This window comes from Pedococcus ginsenosidimutans (assembly GCF_039544395.1).
GTDB classification, from domain to species: Bacteria; Actinomycetota; Actinomycetes; order Actinomycetales; family Dermatophilaceae; genus Pedococcus; species Pedococcus ginsenosidimutans.
Genome location: NZ_BAABLO010000005.1, coordinates 160229 through 175657 on the forward strand (window position 1 = coordinate 160229; position 15429 = coordinate 175657).

Genomic DNA, 15429 nt, shown 5'->3' on the forward strand with positions numbered 1-15429 from the left:
CGCAGACTGCCGGGATGAGCAACGAGCACGGGACCGACCCGGGTGAGCGCGGTCTCGACCGGCGGCCCGAGGGCGTGGACGACGCGACCGCCGAGGCCGTCGGCAAGCTGAGCGAGGCGTTCGAGACGATCGAGGAGGTGCGGGGCCGGCTCTACGGCCTGCACCGCCTCACCGGCTCGGCCGACCTCGCCCTCGGGGAGGCGTGCGACCTGCTGCGCAAGGCCGGTCATGACGACCTCGCCGACCGCCTCGAGACCGAGCTCGTCGGGCGCAACTTCATCCAGGGGCGCTGGACCTTCCAGCTCGTCGAGGAGTTCGACGACGGGTACTACGCCGACTTCCAGCGGCTCGAGAAGGTCGTGCGCGACGAGCTGATGGACGGCCGCCGGCACGTGTTCGAGGCGGAGATGAAGGCCGACCGCCGCACCGAGGGGCGGCCCGGCCACGCCGCGACGCCCGGCTGAGGGCCAGGCACGAGACGAGGGGTATGGCGCGTGGTCACCACGCGCCATACCCCCTCTCGTGCGGTGGGTCAGCGGATGGGGCGGACCACGTAGGGCATGACACCGGACTCGTTGCGGGAGAACGAGCGGATGCGGATGTCGGGGCCGCTCACCCGGTTGGCCTCGGCGATCCTGCCGTCACCGATGTAGAGGGCGACGTGGTGGATGCTCGAGGCGGTCCTGCTGGAGCTGGACCAGAACACCATGTCGCCGGCCTTGATCTGCGCGATCGGGACGCGGGGCCCGTCGGCGTACTGGCTGCGCGAGGTGCTCGAGAGGCGCAGGCCGGCGCCCTTGTGGAAGACGTACTCCATGAAGCCGGAGCAGTCGAAGCCGACGGTGTTGCGGTCGTCGATCCCGCTGGGGCTGCAGCAGATCCCCTTCGTCGGGCCGAAGGCGTTGCCGCCACCCCACGAGTACGGGTACCTGCCGAGCATGCCCTTGGCGGCGGCGATGGTGGCGGTGACCTTCGCGGACTGCGTCGGGGCCGGGGGCGGGGGCGTCGTGCCCTTGCACAGCGGGGCGACCAGCCCGTCGGACCCCGTCCTGACGAACGTGTCGCTGACGTAGCCGCCGGCCTTGAGCCTGTCCCAGACCTTCGAGGTGCCGTAGGTGCCGGTCACGGTCTGGCCGTAGGTCTGGCAGGTGATGGTAACGGTGGCGCCGTCGGCGCGGGTGCCCACCACGCTCGAGGTGGTGGTCGGGGCCGAGCGGACCTTGAGCGCGGCGCCGCTGGTGTTGACGCGGCCGGTCGCGGTGTCGGCGGCGTGGGCCGCGACCGTCGAGACCAGTGGGACGGCGACCAGGACGACGGACGCGGCGGCGGTCGCCAGCCGGCGGCGGTGGGTGCTGAGCAGCTGCATGGGAGTTCCCCCTCGTGAACGCCGGCACGGTGCCGGTTCGCGGGGAACGCTAGGAGCCGCAGGACGGACCGACCATGGGGAGCGCTCCCCTCCGCCGGGGGCTCCGGCGCGTGCCCGGCCTGCGTACCCGGTCTTGCGTACCCGGTCTTCGTACCCGGCGCGCGTACCCCGCCTGCGCGTCCGGCGGGCTGCCGGTGCCCGGCCGGTTACGGTGGCCCTGTGCGCGCCGTCCTCCGACCTGCCCTCGCCGGTGTCCTCTCGATGCTGGCCCTGGCCGGCTGCTCCGGTGGTGGCGACGGCGGTGCGACCGACGCGGCGCCCGCCCAGCAGCTGGCGACAGCCAGGAAGAACCTCGAGAAGAGCCCTGCGGTCACCTTCACCCTGGAGTCGTCCGGCCTGCCCGGCAAGGCGGTCGGGGTCTCGGCCGCGAAGGGCACCGGCGTCTTCTCGCCGCCGTCCTTCCAGGGCACCCTCAACGCCTCCATCCGGGGCATCACCGGCACGGTCCAGGTCGTCGCCGTGGAGCAGGACGTCTACATGAAGTTCTTCACCCCGTCGTTCACCAAGATCGACCCGGCGAAGTACGGCGCCCCCAACCCGGCCCAGCTGTTCAACACCTCGACCGGCATCACGAGCCTGATCACCAGGACGCAGGACCTCGCCAAGGCCGGGACCGTCCGTGACGGTGCGGATGTCCTCAACACCTTCACCGGCAAGCTCCCCGGCGCCGCCGTGGCCGACCTGCTGGTCACCGGCGACCGCAAGGGCACCTTCGACGTGACCTACGGCGTCACCCGCCCTGGCCAGGAGCTGCGCAGCGTCGTCATCAAGGGCCCGTTCTACGCCGGGTCCACGTCGACCTACACGCTCCACCTCACGAGCCTGGCGCAGCCCGTTGCGATCACCCGCCCCTAGGGCGCTGCTCGCGACGGCCTCGGTGGCCGTGGCGCTCGCAGCGGCCGACACCTACGTCGTCGTGCTGGCGCTCACCGACATGATGACCGGCGTCGGGCTGGGGATCGACGCGCTGCAGAGGGCGACGCCGATCATCTCCGGGTTCCTGCTCGGCTACGTCGCGGTGCTGCCGCTCATCGGGAGGTTGGCCGATCTCGTTGCGCGGCAACGGATCCTGGTGGCCTGCCTGGCGATCTTCGTCGTGGGTTCGGCGGTGACGGCCCTGGCCGTCGAGCTGCCCGTGCTCGTCACGGGCCGGGTGCTGCAGGGCGTCGGCGGGGGTGGGCTCGTGCCCGCGACCCTCGCCCTCGTGGCCGACCTCTGGCCGGCCGGCCGCCGCGGTGTGCCGCTCGGCGTCGTCGGCGCGGTGCAGGAGCTGGGCAGCGTGCTGGGGCCGGTGCTCGGTGCGGTGGTGCTGGCAGTCTCCGGCTGGCGGACCATCTTCTGGCTCAACGCCGTCGCGGGGGTGGTCCTGGCGGCCGCCGTGGTCGTCGCGGGTGGGCGCAGGCCGGCCCGGCCGCGACCGGTCCCGCTCGTCCTCGGGGCACTGGCTGCGGTGGTCACCGCGGTCGCCCTCGCGGCACCCGCGCGGCTCGCCACCGATGTCACCCTCGGGGTGCCGTTCGTGCCGTTCGGCTCGTCGACCTCGCGGCTGGCCACCCCGATCGGCGTCGTGGCACTGGTCCTCGTCCTCGCGTGGCTGGCGGTGAACGGCCCGCGCTGGCGGGCCGTGCTGAGCGGCGTCGACCTGCTCGGGGCGCTGCTCCTCGCGGTCGCGCTGGGCAGCGTGGTGCTCACCTTCGCCGCCAGCGACCCGGTGCGCGACGTCGTCGGCCCGCTCGGGTACGCCCTGCTCCCGTTCGGGGCGCTGGCCTTCGGGGCCTACCTGTGGCGCCACCGACAAACCGAGACGCCCCTGGTCGCGCGCGGCGTCGTGCGCGGCAGGGCGCGGTACGCCCTGGCGGTCAGCCTCTTCGTGGGTGCCGCCCTGGTCTCGGTCGTCGTCGACGTGCCCGTCCTCGCGCGGCTCACCCTGACGCACTCGCAGACGGGCGCCGCGCTGGTGCTCGTGCGGTTCCTGGTCGCCGTACCGGTCGGGGCGCTGCTCGGCGGCTGGTCCCTGCGCCGGCTCGGTGACGGGGTCGTCAGCGGGGTGGGCCTGGCGCTGTCGGCGCTGGGCCTGTCCGCGATGAGCCGCTGGGGTGCCGGCGCCCTCGACCACCCCTCGACGACGGTGGTCCTCGCCCTCGTGGGCCTGGGGATCGGCCTGGCCCTCGCCCCGGTGAACAACGCAGCGCTCGCCGCGGCCCCCGACGACGCCCACGGTGTGGCGTCGGCCCTGGTGGTCGTGGCGCGCATGGTCGGCATGGTCGTCGGGCTGGCGCTGCTGACCGCGATCGGCCTGCACCGCTACTACGCCACGGTGGCCGCGCTCCCCGACCAGTCCGACACCAAGGCCCTCGTCGCCGCCGGCGTCGTCCAGGTGCAGACCGTCTTCACGGGCGCCGCCGTCGCCGCCGTCCTCGGGGCGGTGGCCTCGGCCGGCCTCGGGCTGCGCCGGGACCACCAGGTCGTCGGCGGCGCCACCCCCCTGTGACGACCTCCTCGCTCAGGCAGGGGTGCCCAGCACCGTCCGGAACGCGTCGACGACCTCGTCGGTGGCCTCGTAGGCCAGCATGTGGCCGCGGCCGGGCAGCAGGCGCAGCTGCGCGTGGGGCACCAGCTCGGCGATGCGCTCGGAGTCGCGAGGAGGTGTGAGCCGGTCGCGGTCGCCCACCAGGACGACGGTCGGTATGCCGTCGAGGTGGCTGAGCGCCGGTGCCTCGTCGTGCTCGGCGATGGCCTGGTAGAACCGGCCCATCGTGGGCAGCGTGGTGGCGGCGACCTGCTCACGGGTGAGGACGACGTGCGCCGCGTCGGCCTCGGGACCGAACAACAGCCGGCGCTGCCCCGCGAGCGTGACGAAGCGCCCGGCCCGGATGCGGGGGAGCCGGGCCACGAGCTTCATGACCCGCCCCGTCCTGACGGGCAGGCGCTGCCCCAGGGAGTCGGCCACGGTGGACACGAGCACCACCCCGGTGACCCGGTCGGTGAACTCCCGGGGGTGCAGGCCGGCATATGCCATCACCGTCATCCCACCCATCGAGTGGCCGCCGAGCACCAGCGGGCCGTCGGGGGCGACGACGGCCAGGACCGCGGCCAGGTCGTCGCCGAGCGAACGCACCGTGGCCGGCCCACGGATGTGGCCGGACCGGCCGTGGCCCCGCTGGTCCCAGGTCACCACGCGCAGCCCCTGCTCGGTGAGCCGGTCGACCACGGGGAGCCAGGAGGCGTGGGTGAGGGTCCAGCCGTGGGCCAGCACCACGGTGGGGGACGAGCCGGGTGGCGACCCGGGCGGCGCCCCGGGCAGAGAACCGGTCGGGCCTCCCGTCGCGGTCGCTGCGGCGTACACCTGCACGCGCAGCCGGGTCCCGTCGGGCGCGGACACGGTGAGGATCGAGGGGGTCGGCACCTCAGTCGGCCAGCTCGACCACGACGGGTGCGTGGTCGGAGGCGCCCTTGCCCTTGCGCTCCTCGCGGTCGATCGCCGCGCCGAGCACCCGACCAGCGAACGCAGGGGAGCCGAGGATGAAGTCGATCCGCATGCCGCGGCGCTTCTGGAAGCTCAGGCGGGTGTAGTCCCAGTAGGTGAACGTGCCGGGCTCGGAGGTGTGCGGCCGCACGACGTCGACGAACCCGGTGTCGAGCACCGCCTGGAAGGCAGCCCGCTCCGGAGGCGAGACGTGGCTCTTGTCGAGGTAGTACTCCATCGACCAGACGTCCTCGTCCTGCGGCGCGATGTTCCAGTCGCCCATGATGGCGGCCGTCTCACCGGCCTCGACGGAGTGCTGGGCCTGCTGGCGCAGCGCCGACAGCCACTGGAGCTTGTAGGCCATGTGCGGGTCCTCGAGCTGGCGGCCGTTGGGGACGTAGACGGACGTCACCTTCACCCCGCCGCAGGTGGCGGTGAGCGCGCGGGCCTCGACCACCGGCGGGTCACCCCAGGCCGGGGCGTCCGGGAACGACGGCGTGACGTCCTCGAGCCCCACGCGCGAGACGATGGCGACGCCGTTCCAGTGGTTGAGCCCGTGGTGGGCGACCTCGTAGCCGAGCGCGGAGAGCCGGTCGAAGGGGAACTGGGCGTCGGTCGCCTTGGTCTCCTGGATCGCGAGGACGTCGACGTCCGTGCGCTGGAGCCATGCCTCGACACGGTCGATGCGGGACCTGATGGAGTTGACGTTCCACGTCGCGATGCGCACGGGGCAACCCTACGGGGACCCACCTACAGTGGGCCCATGAGCACCGCCCTCGTCACCGGCGCGACCGCCGGCATCGGCCTGTCGTTCGCCCACCAGCTCGCCGAGCGGGGCCACGACGTCGTGCTGGTGGCCCGCGACCGTGCCCGCCTGGAGAACGTGTCGGACGAGCTGCGGGCCAAGTACGCCGTGGCCACCGAGATCCTCGTCGCGGACCTGTCCGACCGGGCCGACACGGGCAAGGTGGCCGAGCGCCTCGCGGACCCCGCCCGGCCGGTGGACCTGCTCGTCAACAACGCCGGGTACTCCCTGCGCAAGCGGTTCCTCGACAACGAGGTCAGCCAGGAGGAGGCGCTCTTCGACGTGCTGTGCCGGGCCGTCCTCGTGCTCTCGCACGCCGGCGCTCGGGCCATGCGCGAGCGCGGCCACGGGGCCATCGTCAACGTCTCCTCCGTCGCCGGCTTCATCACCTCGGGCACCTACTCGGCGGAGAAGTCCTTCGTGACGGTGTTCACCGAGGGGCTGGCCGCCGAGCTGGCCGGGTCCGGCGTGACGGCGACCGCGCTCTGCCCGGGGTTCACGCACACCGAGTTCCACGAGCGGGCCGGCGTCTCGATGTCGGGGGTCCCGGAGTTCATGTGGCTCGACGCCCGCCGCCTGGTGCGCGACTGCCTCGACGACGTCGCCAAGGGCAGGGTCGTCTCGGTCCCCGGCGCGCAGTACAAGACGATCGTGGCCGCGTTGCGCGTGCTGCCGCGGGCGCTGGTCCGCTCGCGCGCCCGTACGGTGCACCGGCCCAGCCAGCGCCCCGGCCGATGCTGAGCCCACCCGCGGTGGCAGCCGAGCCCGGGCGGCGACGCCCTCGGTAGGCTGCTGAGCCGTGACCGACACCTCCGCCGCCCGCGCCCGCCTGCTCGAGATCATCAAGGACAAGGCCATCGTCCACGGCCGTGTCACCCTCTCCTCGGGCAAGGAGGCGGACTACTACGTCGACCTGCGCCGGATCACCCTCGACGGCGAGGCCGCCCCGCTCGTCGGCCAGGTCATGCGTGACCTCATCGGTGACCTCGCGTACGACGCGGTGGGTGGCCTGACGCTGGGCGCCGACCCGGTCGCCACGTCGATCCTGCACGCGAGCGCCGCTGCAGGGGAGCGCAAGGACGCCTTCGTCGTCCGCAAGGCCGGCAAGGCGCACGGGCTCCAGCAGCGCATCGAGGGCCCGTCCATCTCGGGGCGGCGGGTCGTCGTGGTCGAGGACACCTCCACCACGGGCGCCTCCCCCCTCGACGCGGCCAACGCCGCGAAGGAGGCCGGCGCGGAGGTCGTCGCCGTCGCCACCATCGCCGACCGGGCGACCGGGGCCGCGGAGAAGTTCGCCGAGGCCGGGTTCGAGTACCGGTTCGTGTACGGGCTCGAGGAGCTCGGCCTGGCCTAGGCTCAGGGCACTCACGCACACAAGGGGACTCTCATGCTCATCTGGATCGTCATCGCCGTCGTCGTCGTGCTGCTGGTCCTCGTGGCCGTCGGCATCTACAACGGCCTCATCAAGCTGCGCAACCTCGTGCAGGAGGCCTGGCGCCAGATCGACGTCGAGCTCAAGCGCCGGCACGACCTCATCGGCAACCTCGTCGAGACGGTCAAGGGCTACGCCGCCCACGAGCGCGGGACCCTCGAGGACGTCATGAAGGCCCGGTCCGCCGCCATGGCCGGGGGCCAGAGCCCGGCCCAGCAGGCGCAGAGCGAGGGCCTGCTCAGCCAGGCGCTCGGTCGCCTCATCGCGGTCGCCGAGGCCTACCCCGACCTCAAGGCCAACCAGAACTTCCTGGCCCTGCAGCAGGAGCTGACCTCGACCGAGGACCGGATCGCCTCCGCACGCCGCTACTACAACGCCAACGTCCGCGAGCTCAACACCAAGGTCGAGACCGTCCCGAGCAACGTCGTCGCCGGGATGTTCGGCATCCACCGCGAGGAGTACTTCGAGGTGCAGAGCGAGGAGCGCGACCCGGTGAAGGTCGACTTCGGCCAGCGCGACGCGACCATCCCGCCGCCGAGCGGGTACGCCGCCGGGTCCGGTCTAGACGCCACTCCGCCCGCCCCTCCCGCCGGCCAACAGCCCCCCACCCAGGCCTAGGCCCTACGCAGGCTCGCGCCTTCCGCAAAACGCCGGTTGCCCGGCATACCTCGGGTCTTCTTCCCGCGGTATGCCGGGCAACCGGCGTTTTGCGGGGCGCGCAAGGGGTCCACCGGTCGGTGGACGCCGAATCCACCGGAAGACGCTCACGCCGCCCGTGACCGCTGCGGGAGGGTGGTCCCATGGACGCACCCATCACCGTCACCGGACTGCGCAAGGCCTACGGGTCCCGTGAGGCCGTCGACGGCATCGACCTCCGGATCGAGGCGGGCGAGGTGTTCGCCCTGCTCGGCCCCAACGGCGCCGGAAAGACCACCACCGTCGAGATCCTCGAGGGGTTCCGCCGACGCGACGGCGGGGAGGTGGCGGTCCTCGGGGCCGACCCCGAGTCCGCCGACCTCGCCTGGCGCAACCGCATCGGCATCGTGCTGCAGACCTCCACGGGCCTGGACCTGCTCACCCCACGGGAGGCGGTCGCCAGCACCGCGAAGGTCTACCGCAACCCCCGGGACGTCGACGAGGTCATCGCCGCCGTCGGGCTCGCCGACAAGGCCGACGACCGGGTTGCCAGGCTGAGCGGTGGCCAGCGTCGCCGCCTCGACGTGGGCCTGGGCATCGTCGGGTCGCCGGAGCTGCTGTTCCTCGACGAGCCGACCACAGGCTTCGACCCGCAGGCACGGCGCGACTTCTGGGACCTCATCCGGTCCCTCGCCGACGGGGGCACCACGATCCTGCTCACCACGCACTACCTCGACGAGGCCGAGCAGCTCGCCGACCGGGTCGGCGTCATCGCCGCGGGACGCATGCTCGCCCTCGACACCCCCGCCAACCTCGGCGGCCGCGCGTCCTCGGAGGCCACCGTCTCCTGGGAGGAGGGCGGCACCAGGCGCAGCGAGCGGACCAGCCTGCCCACGCAGTACGTCGCCCACCTCTCCGTCCGCCTCGGCGGTGAGGTGCCGGGGCTCACGGTGACGCGGCCCTCGCTCGAGGACACCTACCTGTCGCTCATCGCGCCGCACGTCCACACCACCGCCGCGCTCGCGGAGGTGGCGTCGTGAACGCGCTCGCGATCGGCTGGGACCGGACGGTCCTCGAGCTGAAGATGTACTTCCGCGAGAAGGAGGCGGTCTTCTTCTCCTTCGCCTTCCCGATCCTCATGCTGTCGATGTTCGCGGTGATCTTCGGCGACCAGTTCGGCAAGGGTGACGCGGCCGACGCGGGCGTCAACGCCGCGCGGTTCTTCCTGCCCGGCATGGTCGCGGCCGGCGTCATGCTCACGAGCTTCCAGTCGATGGCCCTGAGCGTGGCGGTGGAGCGCGATGACGGCACGCTCAAGCGGCTGCGCTCGACGCCGATGCCGCCGGCCGCCTACTTCCTGGGCAAGGTCGGCCTCGTCGCCAGCACGTCGCTCGCGCAGTTCGTCCTGCTCATCGCGATCGCGAAGGTGGCCTTCGGGGTGCAGCTGCCGACGAGCGCGGCCAGCTGGGCGACCTTCGTGTGGGTGTTCCTCCTCGGCGTCGCGTGCGGCACCGTGCTCGGGGTCGCCTACTCCTCGCTCGCCTCCTCGTCGCGGTCGGTGGGCGCCACCGTCATCGCCCCGACGCTCATCCTGCAGTTCATCTCGGGCGTCTACTTCGCCTTCACCGATCTGCCCGACTGGCTCAAGCAGGTGGCCTCGGTCTTCCCGCTCAAGTGGATCGCCCAGGGCATGCGCTCGGTCTTCTTCCCCGACGACTGGCAGACCCAGGAGATGGCCGGGTCCTGGGAGCACGGCCGGACCGCCCTCGTGCTCGGGGCGTGGCTCGTGGCCGGGCTGGTCATCTGCGCCCGGACCTTCCGGTGGACCAAGCGCGGCACGACATGATGGGGCGATGAGCGCCGACCAGCCCGCGGACTGCCGCCCCGCCCCCGGGACGTCGTCCGGCGAGCTCGAGGAGATGTGGCGTCGCCAGCTGGTCTGGTGGCACGTGTTCTTCGCAGTCCTCGTGGCGACCACGGCCGGGGTCCTCGTCGCCGAGGGGCCGGAGCACCTCGGCTGGTCGCTGCTCGGCGTCGGGGTGATCGCGGCTGCCTACCTCGTGTGGGGTCGTGGCGGGATCGGCGACGAGGAACGAGCAGCCGGGATCCGCTACGTCGCCGTCGCGTGGGTCGCCCTGGTCGCGCTCATGGCGGTCGACGGTTCGGGGACGGCGTGGATCCTCACCTTCGGGCTGTTCCCGCAGACGTGGGCGATGCTGCGGCGCAACCACGCTGCCTTCGTGGTGGTCGCCGCGGTCCTGGCCATCGGCGCCGTACGCCTCTGGCAGGCACCGCGCACCGGTGACGACGTCATCGGCATCGCCCTCAGCACCGTGATCACCCTGACGCTCTCGCTCGTCATGGGCCTGTTCATCCACAAGATCATCGGGGAGGCCGACTCCCGGGCGTTCACCATCGACGAGCTGCGCCGCACGCAGGCACAGCTCGCCGCGGCGGAGCGCGCCCAGGGTGTGGCGAGCGAGCGCGAACGCATCTCGCGCGAGATCCACGACACCCTGGCCCAGGGGTTCACGTCCGTGGTGACCCTCGCGCGGGCGACCGAGGCGGCCCTCGACCGCGGCGACCTCGACGTGGTGCGCGAACGCGTGCGCCTCATCGAGCAGACCGCCGCCGACAACCTCTCCGAGGCGCGCCTCATCGTCGCCGAGATGACGCCGGGCCACCTGCAGTCACGGACGCTCTCGGAGGCGCTCGGCCGCCTCGTCGACGCCGTCGCGGCCGAGTCGGGGATGCTGGGCAGCCTCGTCGTGCAGGGCGAGCCCACGGTGCTGCCGGCCAACTCCGAGGTCGTCCTGCTCCGCACGGCCCAGGAGGGCCTGGCCAACGTCCGCCGCCACGCCCGGGCGCACACCTTCGAGGTCCGCCTCACGTATCCCGCCGACGCGCCGGTGACCCTCGAGGTCGCCGACGACGGGGTCGGGTTCGTGCCCGACACTCCCGACCGCGGCTACGGCCTCGACGGCGCCACGGCCCGGGCCGACGAGGTCGGCGGGAGCTTCGAGGTGCACAGCACCCCGGGGTCGGGCACGCGGCTGCGGATGGAGGTGCCCCGGTGACGTTGCGCCTGCTGGTCGTCGACGACCACCCCGTCGTGCGGATGGGCCTGGTGGCGATGCTGTCCGAGCACGCCGACTTCGAGGTCGTCGGTGAGGCCGCCGACGGTGCCGAGGCCGTGGTGCTCGCCGAGCGGCTGGCCCCCGACGTGGTGCTCATGGACCTGCGCATGCCGGTCCTCGACGGGGCGGCGGCCACCGCCAGGCTCCGCGCCGGGGCCGACGGCCCGGCCGTGCTGGTCCTCACCACCTACGACACCGACGCCGACATCGTCAGGGCCGTCGAGGCCGGGGCGAACGGCTACCTGCTCAAGGACTCCCCGCGCGAGGTGCTCGCGGACGCCATACGCCGCGCCGCCAAGGGGGAGACCGTGCTCGCGCCGCCGGTGGTGGCCCGCCTGGCAAGCCGGATGCGGGCGCCGGCAGGTCCGTCGCTGACCGACCGCGAGACCGAGGTGCTGCGGTGCGTGGCCAGGGGACTGTCCAATGCCGCGGTGGGGCGCGAGCTGCACATCGGCGAGGCCACCGTGAAGACGCACCTGCTCCGGGCGTTCGAGAAGCTCGGGGTCACCGACCGCACGGCAGCCGTGACCGCAGCGCTGCGCGCCGGTCTGATCGAGCTCTAGCCCGAGCCCTCAGCCCGGGGCCGAGCCCTCAGGCCCGGTCGTCGGTGAGGCCCTCGAGGGCCTCATCCGTCTCGTCCACGATCTCCTCGGCCGCGGTGTGCCCACGCCGGGCGCGGACGACCTCGACGACCATCGGGATCACCGACACGGCGACGATGGCCAGGATCGCGAGCTCGAGGTGGTCCTTCAGGGCCGGGAACGAGTTGCCGAGGAAGTAGCCGAGGAGGGTGACGACCCACACCCACAGCACCGCGCCGACGCCGCTCCACACGAAGAAGTGGCGGCGCTCCATACGGCTCACACCGGCCACGACGGTGATGAAGGTGCGCACGATCGGCACGAAGCGCCCGATCACCAGCGCCTTGGCACCGTGCTTCTCGAAGAACGCGTGGCTGTCGTCGAAGTACTTCTTCTTGAGGAGGCGGCCGTCGCGCTCGTAGAGCGGCCGGCCCACGGCGCGCCCGATCTCGTAGCCGACGACGTTGCCGGCGAACGCGGCGACGCTGAGCACCAGCAGGGCCACGACGAGGTTCATGCTGAAGTCACCGGTGCTGATGAACAGCCCGATCGCGAACAGCAGCGAGTCGCCCGGGAGGATCGGGAAGAGCAGGCCGCACTCGACGAAGACGATGGCGACGCTCACCCAGAAGAACTGGGAGCCGAAGTGGTCGAGGAGCCACTGGGGGTCCATCCAGTTGGTGCTGAGTGAGTGCATGGGGTCAAGGGTACGGGTCCGACGCGTGTGCACCCTGTGCGCCGCCTGAGGGCCAGCTGCGCTGGACCCGTGCCCAGTCGCGGACCTGGGCGAACGGGTCGGGCAGCGCCCGGGTGCGACGCGGTGGCGCGCCGGTCACCGGCGCGTGGTGGTCGAGCACCGTGGTGAGGATCCCCTCGCCCCGCGTGAGGTGCGGCAGGCGCTGGGCCAGGCCGTGCACCTCGGCCGCCGGGACGTCGCCGGTCAGGACCGCTGCGGAGGTCGCCGACGCGCCGGTGACCCGCGTGGCGTGGGGTACCGCGCGGTGGTGGGGGAGCTCGGCGAGCACCGTCCCGACCAGGTCCTGGGGCACCTCGAGCTCGAACCGGTGCACCGGCGCGCAGACGACCGTCCCCGCGCGGGCGAGGGCCTCGGCGAGGACGAGCCGCGCGAGGCTGCGGAAGTCCGCCGCGGTGCTCGACATCTTCTTGTCGAAGCCGGCGTGCATCGCGCTCTGCCTCGGGTAGTAGCCCGAGTGGGTCACGACGACGCGGCAGTCCGGCACCGCCCAGCCGTGCACCGCCTCGGTGAGGGTCCCGTCGACGCCCTCGCGGACGGCGGTGAAGAACGCCGGCGGCATCGACCCGAGCTCGACCTCCAGGGCGAGCTCGACACCGGTGCCCACTGCTGCGGGCTCGACCCGGAGCCCCACCGTGGCGAGGAACGGGTTGGGGGCGACGTCGATCAGCTGGTGAGCGCTCCCGACGCCCCGAACGCGTTCGACGCAGATCGGGGTCGTGGGGCGGAACGTCGCGGCGACGCCGTGGTCCTCCTCGAGGAAGGTCGCGATGACCTCCTTCTGCACCTCCCCGTAGAGCGACACCGCCACCTCGCCACGGCCGTCGTCGAGCCGCAGGTCGATGAGCGGGTCCTGCTCCGCCAGCTCGGTGAGCGCGCTGAACAGCCGTCCCCGCTGCCGGGGGTCGACCGGGTCGACGACGGTCTCGAGGCTCGGCCGCCCCAGCTCGACGTGCCGGGCTCGCGGCCCGTCGGGGCCGAACGTGTCGCCCACCCGGGCCGCGGTGGGACCGCGGAGCACCGCGATCCGCCCCCGCCCCACGTGTTCGGCGCGGCACAGGCCGTCCGGTCCGAAGACCTCGAGGCCGGTCACCCGCTCGGGAGCCCGCTCGGAGGCCCGGCCGTCCAGCTCGAGCCGGTCGCGGACCCACAGGATCCCGGCCGTCATCCGCACGTAGGTCAGCCGGCCGCCCGCCGTGGTCCGGTCGAGCTTGAAGACCACCCCGGAGGCTCGTGCCCCCACCGCGTCCCCGGCACCCTCGTCCGTGACGAGGTCCTCCCTGCTGCCGTCGTCCGCGACGAGGTCGGTGAGCACGTCGAGCAGGGCACCCACGCCCGCGCCGGTGATCGCCGACCCGAAGACGACGGGGTGCAGCCGAGCGGCGCGGGTCCCGGCGCGCAGGTCCACCCGCTCGGACGCTGCTACCGGGAAGGCGGTGTAGCCGGCCGCGCGGCTGCCGACGTCGCGCGCCGTACCGAGGGGCACGGCCTCCGGGGTGAGCCGGTCCGCGACTTGCGTGAGGACCCGTTCGGGGTCGGCGCCCGCCCGGTCGAGCTTGTTGACGAACAGCACCGTGGGCAGGCCGAGTCGTTGCAGGGCCCGCATCAGCACGAGGGTCTGCGCCTGGACCCCCTCGACCGCCGACACGACGAGCACGGCGGCGTCGAGCACGGCCAGCGAGCGCTCGACCTCGGCGACGAAGTCCGAGTGGCCGGGGGTGTCGACGAGGTTCACGAGGGTGTCGTGCCAGCAGAAGGACGCGACCGCGGAGCGGATCGTGATCCCTCGACGGCGCTCGAGGTCGAGCGAGTCGGTGCGGGTGTCGCCGGCGTCGACGCTCCCGGGGTGGTCGAGGACCCCTGCCTCGTGCAGGATCCGTTCGGTCAGGCTGGTCTTGCCGGCGTCAACATGCGCCACGACCCCGACGGTCAACGTACGCAACTGCCTTCACATCCATTCGGTAGGTGGGTACCTGGCGGGACGTGACGGCAGCTCGCATCGGTTTCTCCGGTCCGTGGTCGGGTGTGCGTACCGGTCCATGGCACCAGAGCGCGCCGCAGGGCGGCAACGGCTTTTCGAGGTCCGGGTGACGCCTAGGGTGGGCGCGTGAGTGAGGACGACCGGATCGAGGAGGTCGGGGTCGGGCCGTGGGTCGGCGAGTGGCCGAGCGGTGACCACTGGGACCCGGAGCTGCTGCGCGACGGCGACCGGCGCAACGTCGTCGACGCCTACCGCTACTGGCGGCACGACGCGATCGTGGCCGACCTCGACACCCACCGGCACGACTTCCACGTCGCGGTCGAGAACTGGGGCCACGACTTCAACATCGGCTCGGTCATCCGCACGGCGAACGCCTTCAACGCCAAGGCCTTCCACATCGTCGGCAGGCGCCGGTGGAACCGCCGCGGGGCGATGGTGACCGACCGCTACCAGCACGAGCACCACCACCCGACCGTCGAGGACCTCGTCACCTGGGCCGGGACCGCGGGCCGGGACGACGAGGGGCGCCCGCGCGCCATACCGCTCATCGGCATCGACAACCTCCCCGGCTCGGTGCCGCTGGAGACCCACGACCTGCCGCGGGAGTGCGTCCTGGTGTTCGGGCAGGAGGGCCCCGGGCTCTCGGACGAGGTGCGTCAGGCCTGCGAGGTGGTCCTGCACATCGAGCAGTTCGGCTCGACGCGGTCGATCAACGCCGGGGCCGCCGCAGCCGTGGCGATGCATGCCTGGGTCCGTCGGCACGTTTTCGGGCAGGCTGTCGATTAGCGCGGAGCTCGTGCGTCATCAGGGTGGAAGCACCCCACCGATGAGAGGACCAGCCATGACCGAGTACCTCGTGCTCCTGCCGAGCCCCGAGGCCAGGTACGCGACCGCGACCGACCAGGAGCTGCAGGACCTGCACACCGCCCACACCGAGTTCGTCCAGCTCCTCGCGGAGCGCGGGCACAAGATGACCGGGGGAGCGCAGCTCACCCCGTCGAGCCGGGCCCGGGTCGTGCGCGGCACCGCCCTCGACGACGTCGCCCTGACCGACGGCCCGTACGCCGAGAGCGCCGAGCAGGTCGCCGGCTACTACCTCGTCGAGACCGACGACGTGGACGATCTGGGGAAGGTGTGCGGCCGGCTGCTCGCGACGCCGTTCCACCCGGCCGTCGAGATCCGCCCGACAGTGCAGATGTGAGGAGCGAGCG

17 protein-coding genes are annotated in these 15429 nt (G+C 72.7%); 12 read left to right on the forward strand and 5 right to left on the reverse strand.

Features of this window, described 5'->3' with window-relative positions; all coding sequences use genetic code 11:
- Window positions 1-14: 14 nt before the first annotated feature.
- Window positions 15-464: a hypothetical protein gene (locus ABEA42_RS09665; protein WP_345502838.1), complete on the forward strand. Its 450-nt coding sequence runs from the start codon at window positions 15-17 to the stop codon at window positions 462-464.
- Window positions 465-532: 68 nt separating this feature from the next.
- Here ABEA42_RS09665 and ABEA42_RS09670 read toward each other — a convergent pair whose 3' ends face one another.
- Window positions 533-1366: a C40 family peptidase gene (locus ABEA42_RS09670; RefSeq protein WP_345502839.1), complete on the reverse strand. Its 834-nt coding sequence runs from the start codon at window positions 1364-1366 to the stop codon at window positions 533-535.
- 219 nt (window positions 1367-1585) lie between these two features.
- Here ABEA42_RS09670 and ABEA42_RS09675 point away from each other — a divergent pair, with 219 nt between their 5' ends.
- On the forward strand, window positions 1586-2281 hold the full coding sequence (locus ABEA42_RS09675) for an LppX_LprAFG lipoprotein (protein WP_345502841.1): 696 nt from the start codon (window positions 1586-1588) through the stop codon (window positions 2279-2281).
- Window positions 2262-3917: an MFS transporter gene (locus ABEA42_RS09680; protein ID WP_345502843.1), complete on the forward strand. Its 1656-nt coding sequence runs from the start codon at window positions 2262-2264 to the stop codon at window positions 3915-3917. The genes ABEA42_RS09675 and ABEA42_RS09680 overlap by 20 nt, the downstream gene beginning before the upstream one ends.
- 12 nt (window positions 3918-3929) lie before the next feature.
- Here ABEA42_RS09680 and ABEA42_RS09685 read toward each other — a convergent pair whose 3' ends face one another.
- Window positions 3930-4832: an alpha/beta fold hydrolase gene (locus ABEA42_RS09685; RefSeq protein ID WP_345502846.1), complete on the reverse strand. Its 903-nt coding sequence runs from the start codon at window positions 4830-4832 to the stop codon at window positions 3930-3932.
- Between the two features lies 1 nt (window position 4833).
- Window positions 4834-5619, reverse strand: coding sequence for an exodeoxyribonuclease III (locus tag ABEA42_RS09690; protein ID WP_345502847.1), 786 nt, complete (start codon window positions 5617-5619; stop codon window positions 4834-4836).
- Between the two features lie 36 nt (window positions 5620-5655).
- On the opposite strand from ABEA42_RS09690, the gene ABEA42_RS09695 reads away from it, so the two are divergent.
- The 7 genes from ABEA42_RS09695 to ABEA42_RS09725 all read left to right on the forward strand — a co-directional run bounded on the left by ABEA42_RS09695 (window position 5656) and on the right by ABEA42_RS09725 (window position 11465).
- Complete coding sequence (locus ABEA42_RS09695) at window positions 5656-6438, forward strand: SDR family NAD(P)-dependent oxidoreductase (protein ID WP_345502849.1); 783 nt, start codon at window positions 5656-5658, stop codon at window positions 6436-6438.
- 58 nt (window positions 6439-6496) lie between these two features.
- On the forward strand, window positions 6497-7051 hold the full coding sequence (pyrE, locus tag ABEA42_RS09700) for an orotate phosphoribosyltransferase (protein ID WP_345502851.1): 555 nt from the start codon (window positions 6497-6499) through the stop codon (window positions 7049-7051).
- A gap of 33 nt (window positions 7052-7084) precedes the next feature.
- Window positions 7085-7747, forward strand: coding sequence for a LemA family protein (locus ABEA42_RS09705; RefSeq protein WP_345502852.1), 663 nt, complete (start codon window positions 7085-7087; stop codon window positions 7745-7747).
- A 182-nt stretch (window positions 7748-7929) separates the two neighbouring features.
- Entirely contained in the window at window positions 7930-8805 is an 876-nt protein-coding gene (locus ABEA42_RS09710) for an ABC transporter ATP-binding protein (RefSeq protein ID WP_345502854.1), read from the forward strand.
- The gene (locus tag ABEA42_RS09715) at window positions 8802-9611 is read left to right on the forward strand and encodes an ABC transporter permease (protein ID WP_345502855.1); all 810 of its coding nucleotides are present in this window, start codon (window positions 8802-8804) and stop codon (window positions 9609-9611) included. The genes ABEA42_RS09710 and ABEA42_RS09715 overlap by 4 nt, the downstream gene beginning before the upstream one ends.
- Window positions 9612-9618: 7 nt before the next feature.
- Window positions 9619-10842 carry a sensor histidine kinase gene (locus ABEA42_RS09720; protein WP_345502857.1) on the forward strand — a complete coding sequence of 408 codons (1224 nt, stop codon included), beginning with the start codon at window positions 9619-9621 and terminating at the stop codon, window positions 10840-10842.
- On the forward strand, window positions 10839-11465 hold the full coding sequence (locus ABEA42_RS09725; protein ID WP_345502859.1) for a response regulator transcription factor: 627 nt from the start codon (window positions 10839-10841) through the stop codon (window positions 11463-11465). Before ABEA42_RS09720 ends, ABEA42_RS09725 begins: the two co-directional genes overlap by 4 nt.
- A gap of 28 nt (window positions 11466-11493) precedes the next feature.
- On the opposite strand, the gene ABEA42_RS09730 is transcribed toward ABEA42_RS09725, so the two are convergent.
- Window positions 11494-12180, reverse strand: a complete 687-nt coding sequence (locus ABEA42_RS09730) for a DedA family protein (protein WP_345502861.1) — start codon at window positions 12178-12180, stop codon at window positions 11494-11496.
- 4 nt (window positions 12181-12184) lie between these two features.
- Entirely contained in the window at window positions 12185-14179 is a 1995-nt protein-coding gene (locus ABEA42_RS09735; protein WP_345502863.1) for a translation factor GTPase family protein, read from the reverse strand.
- A gap of 165 nt (window positions 14180-14344) precedes the next feature.
- Here ABEA42_RS09735 and ABEA42_RS09740 point away from each other — a divergent pair, with 165 nt between their 5' ends.
- Window positions 14345-15004, forward strand: a complete 660-nt coding sequence (locus ABEA42_RS09740) for a TrmH family RNA methyltransferase (protein WP_345502865.1) — start codon at window positions 14345-14347, stop codon at window positions 15002-15004.
- Between the two features lie 55 nt (window positions 15005-15059).
- The gene (locus ABEA42_RS09745) at window positions 15060-15419 is read left to right on the forward strand and encodes a YciI family protein (protein WP_345502867.1); all 360 of its coding nucleotides are present in this window, start codon (window positions 15060-15062) and stop codon (window positions 15417-15419) included.
- Window positions 15420-15429 lie beyond the last annotated feature (10 nt).

Bases quoted from the DNA above. Each gene is read 5' to 3' on its own strand.
- ABEA42_RS09665 (WP_345502838.1), top strand. From the start codon at position 15: ATGAGCAACGAGCACGGGACCGACCCGGGTGAGCGCGGTCTCGACCGG.
- ABEA42_RS09670 (WP_345502839.1), bottom strand. From the start codon at position 1,366: ATGCAGCTGCTCAGCACCCACCGCCGCCGGCTGGCGACCGCCGCCGCG.
- ABEA42_RS09695 (WP_345502849.1), top strand. From the start codon at position 5,656: ATGAGCACCGCCCTCGTCACCGGCGCGACCGCCGGCATCGGCCTGTCG.
- ABEA42_RS09705 (WP_345502852.1), top strand. From the start codon at position 7,085: ATGCTCATCTGGATCGTCATCGCCGTCGTCGTCGTGCTGCTGGTCCTC.
- ABEA42_RS09710 (WP_345502854.1), top strand. From the start codon at position 7,930: ATGGACGCACCCATCACCGTCACCGGACTGCGCAAGGCCTACGGGTCC.
- ABEA42_RS09720 (WP_345502857.1), top strand. From the start codon at position 9,619: ATGAGCGCCGACCAGCCCGCGGACTGCCGCCCCGCCCCCGGGACGTCG.
- ABEA42_RS09730 (WP_345502861.1), bottom strand. From the start codon at position 12,180: ATGCACTCACTCAGCACCAACTGGATGGACCCCCAGTGGCTCCTCGAC.
- ABEA42_RS09745 (WP_345502867.1), top strand. From the start codon at position 15,060: ATGACCGAGTACCTCGTGCTCCTGCCGAGCCCCGAGGCCAGGTACGCG.